The 17240-nt window shown below is 64.7% G+C and carries 17 protein-coding genes; 10 read left to right on the top strand and 7 right to left on the bottom strand.

Annotated elements, in window-relative coordinates; genetic code table 11:
* Positions 1–85: 85 nt before the first annotated feature.
* Complete coding sequence (locus tag R3P93_RS10895) at positions 86–844, top strand: SDR family NAD(P)-dependent oxidoreductase (RefSeq protein ID WP_094687331.1); 759 nt, start codon at positions 86–88, stop codon at positions 842–844.
* A 31-nt stretch (positions 845–875) separates the two neighbouring features.
* Here the strand turns inward: R3P93_RS10895 and R3P93_RS10890 are convergent, their stop codons facing one another.
* On the bottom strand, positions 876–1586 hold the full coding sequence (locus tag R3P93_RS10890; protein WP_094687332.1) for a glycoside hydrolase family 25 protein: 711 nt from the start codon (positions 1584–1586) through the stop codon (positions 876–878).
* 199 nt (positions 1587–1785) lie between these two features.
* On the opposite strand from R3P93_RS10890, the gene R3P93_RS10885 reads away from it, so the two are divergent.
* Positions 1786–2472: a thioesterase domain-containing protein gene (locus R3P93_RS10885; RefSeq protein ID WP_068047600.1), complete on the top strand. Its 687-nt coding sequence runs from the start codon at positions 1786–1788 to the stop codon at positions 2470–2472.
* Positions 2473–2479: 7 nt separating this feature from the next.
* Here the strand turns inward: R3P93_RS10885 and ggh are convergent, their stop codons facing one another.
* Entirely contained in the window at positions 2480–3817 is a 1338-nt protein-coding gene (gene ggh, locus R3P93_RS10880) for a glucosylglycerate hydrolase (RefSeq protein WP_094638385.1), read from the bottom strand.
* A gap of 106 nt (positions 3818–3923) precedes the next feature.
* On the opposite strand from ggh, the gene R3P93_RS10875 reads away from it, so the two are divergent.
* Complete coding sequence (locus R3P93_RS10875) at positions 3924–4439, top strand: DinB family protein (protein ID WP_094638386.1); 516 nt, start codon at positions 3924–3926, stop codon at positions 4437–4439.
* 13 nt (positions 4440–4452) lie between these two features.
* Complete coding sequence (locus R3P93_RS10870) at positions 4453–5124, top strand: SDR family oxidoreductase (RefSeq protein ID WP_094669290.1); 672 nt, start codon at positions 4453–4455, stop codon at positions 5122–5124.
* A gap of 173 nt (positions 5125–5297) precedes the next feature.
* Here the strand turns inward: R3P93_RS10870 and R3P93_RS10865 are convergent, their stop codons facing one another.
* The gene (locus R3P93_RS10865) at positions 5298–5672 is read right to left on the bottom strand and encodes a LuxR C-terminal-related transcriptional regulator (protein ID WP_094638547.1); all 375 of its coding nucleotides are present in this window, start codon (positions 5670–5672) and stop codon (positions 5298–5300) included.
* 284 nt (positions 5673–5956) lie between these two features.
* On the opposite strand from R3P93_RS10865, the gene R3P93_RS10860 reads away from it, so the two are divergent.
* Positions 5957–7144, top strand: coding sequence for a TetR/AcrR family transcriptional regulator (locus tag R3P93_RS10860; RefSeq protein ID WP_317533008.1), 1188 nt, complete (start codon positions 5957–5959; stop codon positions 7142–7144).
* A 66-nt stretch (positions 7145–7210) separates the two neighbouring features.
* Positions 7211–7636 (top strand): pyridoxamine 5'-phosphate oxidase family protein, encoded by a 426-nt coding sequence (locus R3P93_RS10855; protein WP_317533007.1) that lies wholly within the window; start codon positions 7211–7213, stop codon positions 7634–7636.
* A gap of 20 nt (positions 7637–7656) precedes the next feature.
* On the opposite strand, the gene R3P93_RS10850 is transcribed toward R3P93_RS10855, so the two are convergent.
* Positions 7657–8931, bottom strand: a complete 1275-nt coding sequence (locus R3P93_RS10850; RefSeq protein ID WP_317533006.1) for a lipase family protein — start codon at positions 8929–8931, stop codon at positions 7657–7659.
* Between the two features lie 80 nt (positions 8932–9011).
* Positions 9012–11834, bottom strand: a complete 2823-nt coding sequence (leuS, locus tag R3P93_RS10845; protein WP_317533005.1) for a leucine--tRNA ligase — start codon at positions 11832–11834, stop codon at positions 9012–9014.
* 68 nt (positions 11835–11902) lie between these two features.
* Between leuS and R3P93_RS10840 the strand changes: the two genes are divergently transcribed.
* The 4 genes from R3P93_RS10840 to R3P93_RS10825 are packed head-to-tail and all read left to right on the top strand — an operon-like array spanning position 11903 to position 15701.
* A complete protein-coding gene (locus R3P93_RS10840) occupies positions 11903–12307 on the top strand; it encodes an SdpI family protein (RefSeq protein ID WP_068047655.1) in 405 nt (134 codons plus the stop codon).
* A 4-nt stretch (positions 12308–12311) separates the two neighbouring features.
* Positions 12312–13292: a DUF1648 domain-containing protein gene (locus R3P93_RS10835; RefSeq protein ID WP_317533004.1), complete on the top strand. Its 981-nt coding sequence runs from the start codon at positions 12312–12314 to the stop codon at positions 13290–13292.
* A 9-nt stretch (positions 13293–13301) separates the two neighbouring features.
* Positions 13302–14303, top strand: a complete 1002-nt coding sequence (locus R3P93_RS10830; RefSeq protein WP_068047630.1) for a bile acid:sodium symporter family protein — start codon at positions 13302–13304, stop codon at positions 14301–14303.
* A gap of 36 nt (positions 14304–14339) precedes the next feature.
* Positions 14340–15701: a glutamate decarboxylase gene (locus tag R3P93_RS10825; protein ID WP_317533003.1), complete on the top strand. Its 1362-nt coding sequence runs from the start codon at positions 14340–14342 to the stop codon at positions 15699–15701.
* Positions 15702–15770: 69 nt separating this feature from the next.
* Here the strand turns inward: R3P93_RS10825 and R3P93_RS10820 are convergent, their stop codons facing one another.
* Both R3P93_RS10820 and R3P93_RS10815 read right to left on the bottom strand, forming a co-directional pair.
* Positions 15771–16388 carry a YqgE/AlgH family protein gene (locus tag R3P93_RS10820; protein WP_068047637.1) on the bottom strand — a complete coding sequence of 206 codons (618 nt, stop codon included), beginning with the start codon at positions 16386–16388 and terminating at the stop codon, positions 15771–15773.
* A 48-nt stretch (positions 16389–16436) separates the two neighbouring features.
* A complete protein-coding gene (locus tag R3P93_RS10815; protein WP_317533002.1) occupies positions 16437–17129 on the bottom strand; it encodes a TetR/AcrR family transcriptional regulator in 693 nt (230 codons plus the stop codon).
* Positions 17130–17240: the final 111 nt, after the last annotated feature.

Genomic DNA, 17240 nt, shown 5'->3' with positions numbered 1-17240 from the left:
GCCGAGATTACCAACTTCTGAGTTGGAATTTCCCCGCGCTCGAGAGGTAGTATTCCAACTACATCGTTGGAGTTGGAGAGTAAACATGAACGTCGTCGACAGTCTTCCCGCAGAAATCCGATCGCCCGCGCCGAACTCGGTGGCTCTGGTGACGGGAGGGAACAGTGGCATCGGTCTCGAGACGGCGCGGCAGCTACTGGCTCTCGGCGTGAACGTATGGATCGGAGCGCGGGATCTCGACAAGGGGCAACGCGCAGCCGCAGAACTGGGCTCGGGCGCGCGCGTCGTGCAGCTCGATGTCACGGACCCGTCTTCGGTCGCCGCAGCCGTGCAGCAGGTCGGCGAACTGGACATACTCGTGAACAACGCCGGGGTGAACCCAGGCAACGACGACGTCGTCGGCACCACGCTCGAGCAGTTGCGTACTGCGTACGAGACCAACGTCTTCGGTCTCATCTCCGTCACTCAGGGATTTCTCCCTGCGTTGCACAGGTCCGCGCACCCACGCATCGTCAACGTGTCCAGCGGAACCGGATCCCTGACCTGGAACAGCAGCCCGAACCCACAGTTCGACTGGGAACGAGTGAAGGGCGGCGGCGTGGCCTACCGAAGCTCGAAGACAGCCGTCAACGCCGTCACGCTGCTGACCGCTCAGACCCTCGGCGAGAAGGTCAAGGTCAACGCCCTGGCACCCGGGCTGCGCCACACCAACCTCGTCGCGGGCATGTCGGCGGGCGGAGACCCGGCCGAGGCGGCTACGGGAGTGGTCCGTCTCGCCCTCCTCGCCGACGACGGCCCCACGGGAGCCCTGTGGTCGTGGGACGGTACGCGCGTGCCCTGGTGACGGAGTGCGCAGCCGTGCAGTTTCAGGAACGTCACCAGCGAGCGAGTACTCGCAGTGATTCCGGTGTGCCCGAATAGTGGTTGATGTCGGTACGCCCGTCGATTCCGGGAATCGTGCCACGGTCGGTGAACTGCCAGAAAAGCCAGTCGGTCCAGCCGCCGGGCAGCGGCCCCAGCTCGTCGTCGTAGTCGGCGATCCACAGCGGATAGTTGTTGAACTCGTGGGTGTCGGCCATCGCCGTCCGCCAGAAGTTGGGATAGGTGTAGATGATCGGCTGACGTCCGGTCAGCGTCTGGACGGTATCGAGGTACCGGTGCGTCCAATCGATCACCTCGGCCGGCGACCTGCCCTTGGCATCTTCGAGGTCGAGCACCGGCGGCAGATCGCCCGGTCCGTTGATGCCCAACACCAGTGCCGAGTAGTACGCGGCCTGCAGCTCGGGTGACAACGTCACATCGGCGTAGTGGTACGCCCCGCGCGCCACGTTCGCCGTGCGCATGACGATGGAATCCTCGACGAAGTACGGGTTGACGTAATCCAGCCCCTCGGTGGCCTTGACCATCGCGAAGCCGTGGCCCGCAGCCTTGACGGCATGCCAGTCGATCGCGGTGCCGTCGATGTGTTGCCACGACGAGACGTCCGGACCCTGCGGAACAGCGGACGCGATGCCGGGCGCAGCGCAGGCGATGACGCCGACGGAGAACAATCCGAACAGGGCACGCAGCGTGCGGGAGAAGACCACCCGGGTGAGGTTAGGGGCCCGGACCTGGGCACTCAATGGTGAACAGTCACTAATGCGTTCTGTCCACAGACGTGATTGAGTCGTCGGTGATGAGACGTGGGTAACACTCACGCTGCCGATGGCGACATACCCAGAGTCGGCACGAACAAACAAGTCCAATGGAAACACGAACTACATCTCTTGGCTCGGAGGCGCACCCATGACTGTCGTGAACGATCTCTCGCATCTGGCTCTCACGGAGCTCGACCCGTCCGACTACGCGGTGCCGACAATCGCACCGATCCGAACCACCGGACACCTCGACCCCGTGTTCTGCATCCACCCCTTGGTGGGTCTGGTCGATTGCTACGCGGGCCTGACCGCTCACGTGGACGACGACCGCCCCATCTACGGCGTCCAGGTACCCGCGTCCGGTGAGCGCGCGGAATCCCTCGCGGCACTGGCGGCGCAGTACGCCGACGACATCGTTCGCATCCAGACCGACGGCGCCGTCCACCTCCTCGGCATGTCGTTCGGTGGAGTTCTCGCTCACGCCATCGCCGTCGAACTGCAGAATCGGGGCGTCACGGTCGGCGCACTGACGCTGCTCGACAGCGACCCTGTCCGGGCCCGCGCCGAGGGTGCCGATCTCCTCGCCGCCATGGGTGACGAGATCGATCGCAGCCATGTCGAAGAATTGCTCGCCGTCGCCTCGCACAACGACGAACTCGTTCAGCGCCACCTACCCGGCATATACTTCGGCGACATCCTGGCCGTCTCGTCCCTGGGGACCGACTCCGGTTCCGCATGGCATCCCTTCGTCTGCGGCACCGTCGCCAAGTACCTCGTGCCCGACGCCACCTCGTTCGACGTCGTCGGCCCGTTGGTCGACAGCTACCTCAGCTGATCTCGCGCTACCCCAGCCAGTCCAGTACGGCCGCGGCCGTCCACGATTGCTGCATGCTGCCGAGCGGCTTGCCGGTGAACGGTTCGTAGTACTCGGCGAAGCTGCCGTCGCTGGCCTGGCGCAAGCCTTCGTCGCGCAACGACAGTGACCGCTCGGACCACCCACGACGCGCGAATGCCCACGAGAACAGCCACGTCATCACCGGCCACACCGGCCCGCGCCAGTACTCACGGGCACGGAAATCCTTGGAGACCGGGGACGTCGACGGCGGGACGGCGTACCGCAGATCAGGGTGACCGCAGAATCTCGTGCCCTCGAAGATCCGAAGCAGATTGCGCTCCTGCTCGCGGGGCAGGCCGCCACACAGCAACGGCGCGAACATCGCGATGGTCTCGGTGCCGATCCACTGGCCGGTCCGCAGATCGAAGTCACGGGCCCCGCCGGAGCGCGCGTCCGTCGTCGCAATCACTCCCTTGCGAAACTTCTCCGCCCACGACCGCAACTCCCGAACATCGGAGTGAGGACGCGAGTGGTCCTCGCCGATGGTCGCGAGTACATCGCATGCCACCGCGAAGATGGCGCTGACGAACACATCCTCGACGGCGAAGCTCATCTTCGTCTTCAATGCGTCGTCGTCGTACCCGACCTGCTTCATCTCTTCCACCAGCCAGATGTAGCGGTCGTACTCGAGATTGCTTGGCCGCTGGGAAGCGTCGCTGATGACCGCCTTGTCCTCCCGGAAGTACGGATCCATTTCTCCGGGAACCACATTCGCGTAGGCCGAATCCCACCGCGGCGAGTTGTCCATCCCCGACTCCCAGCCGTGGAAAACCGCGATTCTTCCGTTGTCGTCGACGTCACGGGCCTGGGCGAGCCACCTGTGCCACCGCACCAGATCACCCCAGCGGCGATCGAGAAACTCCTCGGCGACGGCACGCGTCGTGCGTCCGTGGCGCTTGGAGTGGTCCAGGATGCGCTGCACGGCGATCGCGTGGACCGGCGGTTGGGTGATGCCCGAGGTTTGCGGGCTCATCGGTGCGTGTGAGGCGAGCGTGCCGGTGGCCCATCGCGCCGGCCCGGGGAAGTAGCCGTCGACACCGTTGGCGAACACGATGTGCGGGATCATCCCGTTCTTCCACTGTGCGGAGAGCAAGGTATCCATCTCCACCACGGCCCGCTCCACGCTCAGCGGAGCCAGTCCGACGGAGACGAACGCCGCATCCCAGCTCCACATGTGCGGATACAGCCGCGGAGCCGCACTGGTCATGGTGCCCAGGTCGTTGCCCCTGAGCAGATATGCCGCGCGCGCTGCCAGCTGCGTGGAAGTGAAACCTCGATCGCCCATGCAGACAGTTTGCGTGCACAGGCGACATTCCGCTCGTTTGAAATTGCGGACCGAACCTGTCCTCGATCGCTCCTACTGTGAACATCACCAACCACCAGGAGGAACAATGACCACCGAGAACACCGACATCGTGAAGATGCTCGACGAACAACGCGCCAATTTTCACATCACCGTCCGCGGAATCACCGAGGAGCAGGCGCGCACCCGCACCACCACGAGCGAGTTGACCCTCGGCGGGCTGCTGCATCACGTGATCAGCAACGAACGGCACTGGATGAAGGTGATCGCCGACCTGGACGAGAACGCGGAATTCGACATGGCCAGCGCCGGCGGCGAATACGTCATGGCCGAGAACGAAACCGTCGCGGGGTTGATCGCCGAATGGGACGAGGTGGCGGCCTCCACCTCGGCTGCGCTCGAGACGTTGGACCTCGACCTGTCGGTCCCGGTGCCGACGGCACCCTGGGCACCCGAACGCATCTGGCAGAGCGCACGATTCACGGTGCTGCACATTCTGCGCGAGATCTCCCAGCACGCGGGACACGCGGACATCATTCGTGAAGAACTCGACGGAGCGAACACCACCCGGACCTGGGCAGCCGAAGCCGGTATGAGCTTTTGAGTAACCTGCTTTCATGACTCGCACTGCGTTGGTGACCGGAGCAAGCCGTGGCCTCGGGGCCCATATCGCCCGACTTCTCGCGCCGGATCACCACGTATTGCTCGGCGGACGATCGACCGAATCTCTCGAACCGATCGCGTCGGAACTGGCCGGAGCTACCCCATGGCCGGTGGAACTGACCGACCCCGACGCGGTTGCGGCGGCCGCGTCGGGCATCGATTCTCTGGATGTGTTGGTGCACAACGCCGGAGTCGCGGCGCTGGGGACGGTCGAGGAGTCGACGGCCGATGATTGGCGTCGGCAGTACGAGGTGAACGTCATCGCCGTCGTCGAGCTGACTCGATTGCTCCTTCCGGCGCTGCGAAAGGCGAACGGCCATGTGGTGCTGATCAATTCGGGTGCGGGTATTCGCGCGAACCCCGGGTGGGGCGGCTACGCGGCGAGCAAGTTCGCGCTCCGGGCCTTCGGAGATGCACTACGGCAGGAAGAACCGTCGCTACGCGTGACCTCGCTGCATCCCGGACGCATCGACACCGAAATGCAGCAGGAGATCGTCGCGCACGAGGGTGGGGAGTACGACGGCTCGAAGTTCCTGCAGCCCAGTACCGTTGCCCGTGCGGTACGCAATGCCATCGATACGCCTGCCGACGCACATCCCACAGAAGTGGTGCTGCGCACCAGGTGAGCGAAAGTCCCCTCGGTCGTTGCGCAGGCTCCACTCCGGCCTCGTAGTGGGGGTCGAGTTTCCGCTCACAACAGAGGGTTCGGCGTGAGTCTGGTAGTTCGTTGGCCAGACGACTTGCGTGGGCCCCTCGGCTACGCACGTTGCCTGCAATCAACCCCGCCGACCTTCGTCGCTCAGAGGTCGTCGAGTTTCACTATGCCGTCTTGCAGGGCCCTGGCGACGAGTGCCGCCTTGGTCGGTGCTGCCCGACCGACGCGGGAGTATTTGTCTCGAATTCGTGTCAGGTGGGTGTTGACGGTTCCCAGGGCGATGTGGAGGCGCGCACCGACTTCGACTTTGGAGTCGCAGTCCAACCAGACTTTCAGGACTGCAACTTCACGCTCGGTCAGTCCGGGTGACGCGTACGTCGGCGCTGGTCGTCGGCCCTGGACTCGCCCCGATGCAAGAGTGGAACGGGTGACGGGCGGCCTCGGGCCGAGGGGGTTGCGCACTGTCCCGGGCACTGCGACGCGCGTCTGGACTTGGGGTCGACGATCGATCAACACCATCGGGTCCTCCTCGAAATACCGGCCTTGAGGCCGATGAGTATCGGACCACGGACCGCGAACCCCCTGCAACACAAACCAATTCGAGAACAACATCGATTCGAGTGTTACGACTACACAGACATGTAGTTAGAACTAAACACTGCGAGCTCGGTCACTGGATTGCTATGGTTCGTGATCCATTCAGGTGCTGTGAAGTCCAGTGAAGGCGGTTGACGTTGAACCCTAGGCCCGTCCCGCGTGAACAATTTCTCCACGCCGGATACCGGCTCCTGAACGACGTGGACATGACCCACCTCGCCCGCTCGCTGTCCATCTCGGCGGTGGTCGACGGTGCCGGGCTGTCACATCAAACGTTCCACAACACCTACCCAGGCAACTCTCGCAGTGGAGGTTCCGGCGGCAAAGAAGCGTTCGTGGCGGATCTTCTCGACAACCTCACCGTGAATTACATCGGCACGACGCCCATCGACCCGCCTGCCGGGCTGCGAGACGCGACCGCGCCGGTGTCCGCCCTGTTCGAGGACCTGACCTCCGGCCTGATGCGTCGGCGCCTGGTCGCCACCCTGCTCGCCAGCGACCACGACGGGGCGCGCAAAGCCGTCACCCCCGAATTCGAGCGACTCGATGCCGACCTGCGCACCATGGTGGGTCGGGCCATCCAAGCTCAGGGCGGGTCCGTGCGTCGGCCACTGACGTTGACGTCCCTGTCCACTGCCCTGGGCGCACTTCTCGACGGCTACGCTCTTCGCGAGATGCTCACGCCCGGTTCCGTTGCCACGAGCGAGGTAGCCGAGGCAGTCACCTCGATCCTGCGTTGGGCCGTCGACCCAGTGCATTCCGATCGGAACTCGACCGAACCCGACCCCGTCGACGTGCTCGACGATGCCGCGTCCCTCCGCCCCGATCTGGAGGCCGACGTCATCGCGGCCACGGAAGCGCTCTTCCTCGACAACGGATACTTCCTGGTGACGCTCGCCGACATCGCCGCAGCAGCAAAGATTCGAGTCGAGGATCTCCGACGCCTGTTTCCCAGCAAGGTAGACATCATCGTCGCCGCACTGAAACCCGAGTTCGATCGCGTCCTACGACTGCGCCGAGCCGACGAACGCCTCGGCATCGAGCCCGCAATCGCTCTGCAGCGCACGTTGATTGCGGTGGGCGAGTTCGTGATCGACAACCGCGCGATGAGTACAGGGATGCTCCTGGCGCTCAGCTTCGAGCAGTTCCAACAGCCGAGCACGATCACGACCGTGATGGAGAACCTGTACCTACCTGCCGCCGTCGTCCCGATCCTCGAACGCGGACGCGAAACCGGCGTGTTCAGCGACGAGGCACCGACGATCGAGGCGGCAGTCATGCTGACCAACAACGTCCTGTTTCGATGCTTGACGCGGCCGAACGAATCGGCAATCGACGTTGCCGACGGCGTTCTCCGACTACTCATGCCCGGCATCTCCACCAGGACGCCCTGACGTCACCCGGCCCGAGGGTTCGTCTCAGGTCTAGAACTTGGTCTGCGAAAGTCCTACGGTTGTTTCATGGCACTGTCGAAGGCAGAACGCGAAGAATTTCTGGCCGAGTCTCACATCGCCGCGCTGTCCGTCGCCGCGGGACCTGATCGAGGTCCACTGACCGTTCCCATCTGGTACGACTACACACCTGGTGGCCAGGCCTGGGTCCTCACCGGGAAGACGTCGAAGAAAGCCGAATTGATCAGAGCCGCAGGGCGATTCACGCTCATGATCGAGCAGTCGAATCCGAGGATCAGGTACGTCTCGGTCGACGGACCGGTTGCGCGGGAAGAGCCGAGTACTCCGGACCTCCTGCGCGCCATGGCTGCACGCTACCTACCCCCGGAGAAGGTCGACGGCTACCTCGAGATGGCGAACAGCGAACACGAAGAGAACGTGGTGTTCTACCTGCAACCGGAGCATTGGCTGTCGGCCGATCTGGGCGCGATCTGACAGAACCACCCGGGTTCGTACTACGGAGCTGGTGCCAGGCTGTTTCCGGGCGGGATGGTTCCGCAGTTGCTGCGGGTTGGCCCACCGGCAAATCGCTCGGTCAGGAATTGCAAACTCTGGGCCTCGAAAGCCGGGAAGGCTTCGCTGTGCGTCAAGCCGTCGTACTGCGCGTACTGCACATCGACGCCCCTGCCGCAGTATTCGTACGCCAGTCCCTGTACATCCCCGGTGATCATGACGGAATCTCCGATCGGATCGGCTTGCCCGACAGCCAGGAACATCGGCGTTCGCGGAGTGCCCTGGCTACCCATGATGTTGTCGTCGATCGCCGCCACCACCTCGGGTACGTCGAGCATGGAGGTGTACGGAGCCTTGACCATCGACGTGTCGGTGAGCGTCGGGTAGTCGTCGGCGAATTGGGCGATGCACTCCTGATCGACCTGATCGATCACCTGGCGGCCGTAGTCGGAGATGAAATCGTCCAGGTCGAGACCGTAGGCGCGTTCGTAGGCGACGATCAGAGCCGGGATGACGCCCGCCCACTCCTTGCTTCCGCTGACGTACGGCAGGTTGTGAGCCAGGTCGACGGGCAGCCCGCCGGCCGCCGCTCCGACGAGGTTCAGCTCGGGCGCGTACTCGGGGGCAATCTCGGCACCCCACTGCGTCGGGACGGATCCTCCGGAGTATCCGACCATGCCGACGGGAGTGTTCGACGGAAGCTGTAGGAACGACTGAGCCGCACGAATCCCGTCCAACGCTGCGTAGCCCGACTGCCGCCCGATCGTCCACTCGAGCTCCTCGCCCTCGTAATCCGGCACGACGACGGTGTAGCCGGCTGCGAGGTAGCCGGCAATGACCACCTGTTCCGCGCCGGCAATAGGACTCGTGGACCCGCCGCTGAGGGTGTACGAGGGGTTGCACTGGGACCCGAGGGCGTCGTATGCCATGTGGTACGACACGATTCGCGTCGGGCCGGGGATCAGGGGCCGCAGCACCGTGGCGACCGTGACGACGGATTCGCCCTGCTGGTCGGTAGTTCTGTACAGAACCTGGCTACCGGTGACCGGCGTCGGCTGGTTCGGCGTTCGGAACGTCATCGGCCTCGACCGAAGCACCGTTCCCGGGGAGACGTCCAGCCCGCCGTCCCAATCGTAGAACGGATCGTTGGCCGGAATCGGTGAGCCGGGCCCCGGATCTGCTTGTGCAACAGGGACACTCACGAGTGTGACGGATCCCAGAACCAGGACGACGGAGGCCACCAGCCTCACCACGAATCCTTTACCGACCTGTGACATGGAACAAATTAAAGCCCCGAGCTCGAAGTTATGGACGGAAATCGCCAGATTTTCATCCACAACTTCGAGTTCGGCGGGGGCTACTTCAGGACGATGTTCACCATTCGACCCGGGATCACGATGATCTTGGTCGGGGCCTTGCCGTCGAGCAGGGCGACGATCTTCTCGTCGGCCAGTGCCGTCTTCTCGACGTCGTCCTTGGTCGCATCGGCGGGGACGGTGATGCGGCTGCGTACCTTGCCGTTGACCTGAATGGGGTAGTCGACGGTATCGGCGACGAGCCACTTCTTCTCCACGCGCGGGAAGGGACCGTGTGCCAGCGACTTCTCGTGGCCGAGCTTGCTCCACAGTTCCTCGGACAGGTGCGGAGCCAGCGGAGCGAGCATCAGGATCAGCGGCTCGACGACCCCACGCGGAGCACCGTCGGGGTACGCCTTGGTGATGTGGTTGGTCAGCTCGATGAGCTTGGCACCGGCCGTATTGTCGCGCAGCGCAGCGTAATCCGCGTGCACACCATCGATCACACGGTTGAGCACGCGCAGTGTGTCCTCGGTGGGCTTGTCGTCGGTGACGCGGACCTCGCCGGTCACCTCGTCGAGTACCAGTCGCCACACCCGCTGCAGGAACCGCTGCGCGCCGACGACGTCCTTGGTCGCCCACGGCCGCGACGTGTCCAACGGACCCATCGACATCTCGTAGAAGCGCAGGGTGTCGGCACCGTACTCGGCGAAGATCTCGTCGGGGGAGACCGAGTTCTTCAGAGACTTACCCATTTTGCCGTACTCACGGTTGACGGGCTGGTCCTGATGGAAGTAGCCGCCGTCCCGTTCGACGACCTCGGCCGCGGGTACGTAGACGCCGCGGGCATCGGTGTAGGCGAAGGCCTGGATGTAGCCCTGGTTGTACAGGCGACGGTACGGCTCGCTCGAGCTGACATGGCCGAGATCGAACAACACCTTGTGCCAGAAGCGCGAGTACAGCAGGTGCAGCACCGCATGCTCGACGCCACCGACGTAGAGATCGACTCCGCCGGGATCGTTGGGTCCGTGGATCTCCGGACGCGGTCCGACCCAGTACTTCTCGTTCTCCGGGTCCGCGAAGGCCTCGGAGTTGGTGGGGTCGATGTAGCGCAGCTGGTACCAGGAACTACCGGCCCACTGCGGCATGACGTTGGTGTCGCGGGTGTAGGTCTGCAGCCCGTCGCCCAGATCGAGTTCGACGTTCACCCATTCGGCCGCCTTGGCCAGCGGCGGGGACGGCTCGGAGCCGGCGTCGTCCGGATCGAAGGAGACCGGTGCGTAGTTCTCGACCTCCGGAAGTTCGACCGGCAGAGCAGAATCCGGCAATCCGTGCGGGTTGCCCTCGGAGTCCCAGACGATCGGGAACGGCTCGCCCCAGTAGCGCTGGCGAGCGAACAGCCAGTCGCGCAGCTTGTACTGAATGGTGCCGCGGCCGGTGCCGTCGGCTTCCAACCGCGCGATGACGGCGGCCTTGGCCTCGTCCACCGGCAGGCCGTCCAGGAAGTCGGAGTTCACCAGTGCGCCGTCGCCGACGTACGCGGCCTCGGTGACGTCTCCGCCTGAAATGACCTCGCGCACAGGCAGACCGAATGCCGTGGCGAACTCCCAGTCGCGGGCATCGTGTCCGGGTACGGCCATGATCGCGCCGGTGCCGTAGCCCGTCAGCACGTAGTCCGCGATGAACACCGGGACCTGCTCACCGTTGACCGGGTTGCTCACGTAGGCGCCGATGAAGACGCCGGTCTTCTCCTTGTTCTCCTGCCGCTCCAGATCCGACTTGGCGGCGATCGACGCGCGGTATGCCGCAACGGCTTCCGCGGGGGTGGCGGCTCCGCCGGTCCACTTGTCGGACACGTCGGAAGGCCACTCGGGAGCAACCAACCCGTCGACCAGTTCGTGCTCGGGGGCGAGCACCACGTAGGTGGCACCGAACAGCGTGTCCGGACGGGTGGTGAACACCTCGATGTTCGAGAACGAGACCTGTGCACCGCGGGATCGCCCGATCCAGTTGCGCTGCATGGTCTTGACCTTCTCGGGCCAATCCAGGTACTCGAGGTCGTCGACCAGGCGGTCGGAGTAGGCGGTGATTCGCATCATCCACTGCCGCAGGTTCTTTCGGAACACCGGGAAGTTGCCGCGATCGCTGCGTCCGTCGGCGGTGACCTCCTCGTTGGCGAGCACCGTACCCAGACCGGGGCACCAGTTGACCATCGAGTTGGACTCGTACACCAGACGGAACCCGTCGATCACCTCACGGCGCTCACCGACGGTCAGCGATTCCCAGGAGCGGCCGTCGTCCAAAGACCGCTCACCCGAGGCGAACGCCGCCTCCAGTTCCGAGATGGGCCTGGCCTTACCGAGGTCCGCGTCGAACCACGAGTTGAAGATCTGCAGGAAGATCCACTGTGTCCAGTGGTAGAAGTCGACGTCCGTCGTCGCCAAGGACCGTCGGCGATCGTGCCCGAGACCCAGCCGACGCAACTGGCGTCGCATGTTGGTGATGTTGTTCTCGGTGGTGCTGCGCGGGTGCGTGCCCGTCTGCACGGCGTACTGCTCGGCCGGCAGACCGAACGCGTCGTAGCCCAGCGCATGCAGCACGTTGCGACCCTGCATGCGGTGATACCGCGCGAACACGTCGGTGGCGATGTAGCCGAGGGGGTGGCCGACGTGCAGGCCACTGCCCGACGGATACGGGAACATGTCCTGAACGAACAGCTTGTCCTTCGGGACGTCTCCGGCGAGGGTTCCGACCGGGTTGGGAGCGTCGAAAGTGCCCTGTGTCTCCCACAGGTCCTGCCACTGCTCCTCGATGTGCCCGGCGAGATCGGCTGTGTAGCGGTACTCGGGGGCGGACTCGGTGGGTGCTTCAACGGAATCGGTCACACCTACCAGCCTAAAGTGTGATGCGGCCCGCCTGGTACCAGGACCTCGCTGCGCCGTATCCTGGCCAGGTGGTCATCGTCTCGGTTGTGTTGTTCGTGCTCGCGCTCGTCGTCGGCGCTGTCGCTGCCATGTCGCTGCTGGGTCGGCTCCCACGCAACCGCTTCGCCGGTGTCCGCACCGCCGAGGCCATGCGTGACGACGAGACGTTCACCCTCGCCAATCGCGTCGCCGGTCCCACGACAGCCGCATCGGCGCTGGTACTGGCCATCGGCGCAGTGGCCGCCCTCGCACTGAACGGCATCGCCGCCGTCGTCGGCGTCGTCGTTGCCCTCGTGGCCGCGCTGTTCATCGCCGCAGCCGGCGGGTCCATCGGGGCCCGCGCAGCAGCGGCCGTTCCGCCACCCGCCGAGGCGGACGGATGCGGAAGCTCGTGCATCTCGTGCAGCCTCAAGGACGCCTGCCAGCCGAGCTGAGCGGATGAAGGCGAAGGCACTACGCACGTTCGACCCGGCCGGGGTCGTGTTCGGCGTTGCCGTCCCCCTTGTCGTCGCCGCACTCGGACTCGTCCTGGCCTACCTGTGGCAAGGCCGTCTGCCCGAGCAGGTCGCCACTCACTTCAGCGGCACCGAACCGGACGACTTCTCCAATCCACTCTCCAACGCCTGGACCCTCGCGATCGTGATCGTGCTGGTCGGCGGTGGGTGCAGTGCCGTCGCGTCGTTGACTCGGGTGCTGCTGATCATGCGTCGAACCATGCTGGTCATCGGGCTGACCGTCGTCGGAACGATCGGTGTTCTGCAGATCGCGACCCTCGTCCGAGAACTGGACATGGCGTCCGAACGGAGCGTGACCATCCCCGGCTGGGCTATCGCGGTGGGAACCGTCGTCGGATTCGCGGCCGGGTTGTTCGGTGCGTCCAGGCTGCGTGACTACCGCGAACGCGTCGACGCCACATCACCGCCGCACGCAGATCTTCCGCGCTGCAGCCCGGAGTTGCCGCTGGTGGTCCGCGTCGGAGCCAGCCGGGTCGCCGGCATCACCGTCGTGGCAGTCTCTCTGGCCGGAGCCGCTCTGACGTGCTGGCTGTCCGGCTCACTGTGGCCGATCTTCCTGTTCGCCCCACTGACGATTCTGATTCTGTCCCTGCTGCGCTTCACCGTGCACATCGACAGCGACGGCCTCTTCGTCTCGAGCCTGGGCATGGCGGCATTCGACTACGACATCGACGAGATCACCGGTGCCTCGGTTCGGGCGGTCGATCCCTCGAAGGAGTTCGGGGGCTGGGGACTTCGGGCCAAGGGACGCGGGAACTACGCCGTCGCCACCGACGCCGGTCCCGCGGCCTTCGTCACCTTCGCCAACGGGGATCGGCTCACCATCGGATCCGTGCACGCCGAGAAGATCGCGGGAACGCTCAACACCCTGACCGCCCGCACTCGCAACGCTACGGTGGATTAAGTTAGCCAAGTGAAGTTGTTGCGGGATACCGTGCTGGATCCCTTCCTGTTGGGCATCTTCGCGGTCGCAGCGCTGGCAAGCCTGTTCCCGGCCACCGGCACAGCGGAGGACGTCCTGGGCTGGGTGACGCGCATCGCCATTGCCCTGCTGTTCCTCATCTACGGCGCTCGACTCTCGCCGCGCGACGCCTGGAACGGCGTCAAGCACTGGCGGCTGCACTCGGTGATCCTGGCGTGCACGTATCTGCTGTTCCCGGCACTCGGGCTGGCCCTGCGGATTCTCGTCCCCGGCGTGATCAGCGACGACCTCTACACCGGAATGCTGTTCCTCTGCCTGGTCCCGTCGACCGTGCAGTCCTCGATCGCCTTCACCTCCATCGCCCGCGGCAACATCGCCGGTGCCGTGGTGAGCGCCTCGTTCTCCAACATCATCGGAGTGTTCGTCACCCCGCTGCTCGTGATCGCCCTGATGACCACGACCGGTTCCGTAACCATCGACCCCAGCTCGGTACTCGATATCGCCCTGCAACTACTGCTTCCGTTCGCCGTCGGGCAGCTGATGCGACCCTGGGTGACAGGCTGGCTCACCCGGCACAGCGCGCCGACGAAGCTCGTCGACCGTGGTTCGATCCTGCTGGTCGTGTTCGCCGCGTTCAGCGAATCCATGAACCAGAACGTGTGGTCCTCGGTGCCGGTGTGGCGCATCGGCATCGTCGTCGCAGTGTGCGCTGCGCTGCTCGCCGTGGTGCTGGCGATCACCTGGTACGGAGGCAAGTGGCTGGGCTTCGCTTTCGAGGATCGGGTGGTGCTGCTGTTCTGCGGATCCAAGAAGAGCCTGGCCAGCGGGCTGCCGATGGCCGCAGTGCTGTTCGTCGGCCAACCCGTCGGACTGATCGTGCTGCCGCTGTTGATCTTCCATCAGATTCAGCTGATGGTGTGCACCGTGATCGCCCAGCATCTCGCGCGACGACCGCAATCGGAACAGAGCCCGGTGGGCAGCGTCGCGGACTAGATTGGGTGTCACTCGAGCCGATCACGGGAGAAGACGATGACCAGGAAAATCCATGCCGACGGTATCGTTTCTGCGGCCTACACCGGCCGCCTCGCCACCAATCCCGTACCCGCACTGAGACTTCCCGAGGAACAGCTCGATCCCGACGCCGCCTACCGCTTCATTCACGACGAACTGATGCTCGACGGCAGCTCGCGCCTCAATCTGGCGACGTTCGTCACCACCTGGATGGATCCACAGGCCGAGAAACTCATGGCCGAGACGTTCGACAAGAACATGATCGACAAGGACGAGTACCCGTCCACCGCCGCCATCGAGGAACGCTGCGTCAACATCGTCGCGGACCTGTTCCACGCCCCCGGACTCGACCGGGAGGACCCGTCGTCGGCCACCGGGGTCTCGACCATCGGCTCCAGCGAGGCAGTCATGCTGGCCGGATTGGCACTCAAGTGGCGCTGGCGAGCGAGGGGAGCTGGTACCGGCACTCCGAACCTGGTGCTCGGCAGCAATGTTCAGGTGGTGTGGGAGAAGTTCTGCCGCTACTTCGACGTGGAGCCCAAGTACCTGCCCGTCGAGCGCGGACGCTACGTCATCACCCCGGAACAGGTTCGAGATGCAGTGGACGAGAACACCATCGGCGTCGTCGCGATCCTCGGCACCACGTTCACCGGGGAACTCGAGCCGGTGCAGGAGATCTGCGCCGCCCTCGACGCGATCGTTGCCGGTGGCGGGCCGGACGTACCGGTCCATGTCGACGCGGCCAGTGGCGGATTCGTCGTACCGTTCCTGTACCCGGAACTCGAATGGGATTTCCGATTGCCTCGGGTCAAGTCCATCAACGCCAGCGGCCACAAGTACGGACTGACCTATCCAGGAATCGGATTCGCCGTCTGGCGAACCAAGGAAGACCTGCCCGAGGACCTCGTGTTCCGAGTCAACTACCTCGGCGGCGACATGCCCACCTTCACGCTGAACTTCTCCCGGCCGGGCAACCAGGTGATCGGGCAGTACTACAACTTCCTACGCCTCGGCAGATCCGGCTACACAGACATCATGAAAGCGCTGCGCGACACCGCAGTTCACGTCAGCCGACACCTCGCGAAACACCCCGACATCGAAGTGATCACCGACGGCTCGGCCATCCCGGTCCTGTCGTTCATGCTGAAGGATCACTGCGAGTTCACCGTCTTCGACGTCTCCCACGAACTACGCGCCCGCGGCTGGCAGGTGCCGGCATACACGATGCCCGACAACGCAACCGACGTCGCCGTGCTCAGAGTCGTAGTGCGAGAGGGTTTCAGCGCGGACCTGGGCCGAATGCTGTGCATCGCCATCGACGAGGTGCTCGCCGGCTTGAAGTCAGGTGGACACTCGAGCGCGCAGGCCTTCGCTCACTGAGCGCTGCGCGCATGTGAGCGAAAACTCGACCCCTGCTACGAGGTTTCGCTCACGTGCGGCGCAGCCGCTCTAGTTGCGGTCGACGTCGATCGGATGAGATGCCAGCAGCGCCAACGGCATCGGCTGCCTCCGCAGTACGTGTGCCCACAGGTCGATCCGCGGCGGACCGATCACGTCGGATGCCAAGGCCGACAACACGATCCAGTCGTCGCGGTCGAGTTCACCTTCGAGTTGCCCGAACGTCCAGCCCGAGTATCCGGCGAAGATGCGCACGCCCTCGACGAGTGGGGCGATATCAGCAGGATCGGAATCGAGATCGACCATCACCACTCGTCCGTCGACGCGGCGCAGACCGGGAACACCGTCGATCGACACACCGGTCCGCAGCGTCGCCAGGCACAGGGCGGAGTCCCGCTTGACGGGGCCACCGACGTACAGCGCCTGCGGTTTGGCTGCCAGCTCGGACCAGTTGGGCAGCACGTTCTGCACCGCGGTCTCGCTGGGACGATTGATCACGACACCGAGGCTGCCCGCATCGTTGTGTTCGATGATGTAGATGACGGTGCGCCGAAACGTGGGCTCGACGAGTTCGATGGACGACACCAACAGACTGCCGGGACGGACATCGCGCAAGGCCGATGCCGTCTGGTCCTCGGGTTCCTCCGCATGCGCTGCCACGCTAGTCATTGTGGCACCGCCCACCGCCGGATGTGGCGCAAGCGATACGGCCAGTCCTCATGGGTCGAGTCCGGCGAAGTTCGCCAGGAGTCCCAACTGGTACTCGAACAACGCGTCCCTGCTGGAGAACGTCGAGGCCCCGTACTGATCGAACACATCGAAGCTGATGGCCCCGAACAGCGACGCCCACACCATGACGCCCAGTGCGATCAGCCCGTCGGGCAGATCCATCTCCATCTGCGCACGGATGTCTTCGAAGCTGCCGTGCAGTGACGCCAGCTCGGGCGGGTCGGTCTCGACGTCCGGTCGACGTGTCTGCCACGCCGAGTGGAGGACGGCCACCAGGGTGGTGATCACCCTGGTGCCCGGCCCGGTGGTCTGCTCCGCAGGGGCGTGATATCCGGGCACCGGGCTGCCGAACAGCAACGCGTAGCGCGCCGGCTCCCGCAGTCCCCACTGCCGCACCGTCCGGCCGAGAGCCAAGAACTTCTCCTTGGGTCCGTCGGCCGCGTCCACCGCTGCGTCGACGGTGTCTCCGAGCTCGGTGTATCCGTCGACGACGAGCAGCGTCAGCAGCTCGTCGCGGCTGGCGACGTATCGGTAGACGGCCGAGGAGACGACACCGAGGTCCCGCGCGACAGCGCGTAACGACAGGGCCGCGGCACCGTCGGCAGCCAGGTGTTCGCGGCCGATGCGCGTGATATCGGCCAGGGTCTGGGCGCGGGCTCGGGTGCGGGGAGTGCTCGCCATGGCTGCCACTGTAACTGCTGCTCTTTTCAGAGAGCAGTGCTCTTGCTTTATCTCCGCCGTGGGTGCACACTCTTCATAACAGAGAGCACCGCTCTCGTTTTCCTCGAATGG

It is taken from the genome of Rhodococcus cerastii, from assembly GCF_033042195.1.
Taxonomy (GTDB): Bacteria; Actinomycetota; Actinomycetes; order Mycobacteriales; family Mycobacteriaceae; genus Rhodococcoides.
This window is presented reverse-complemented; position numbering and strand designations above follow the sequence as displayed.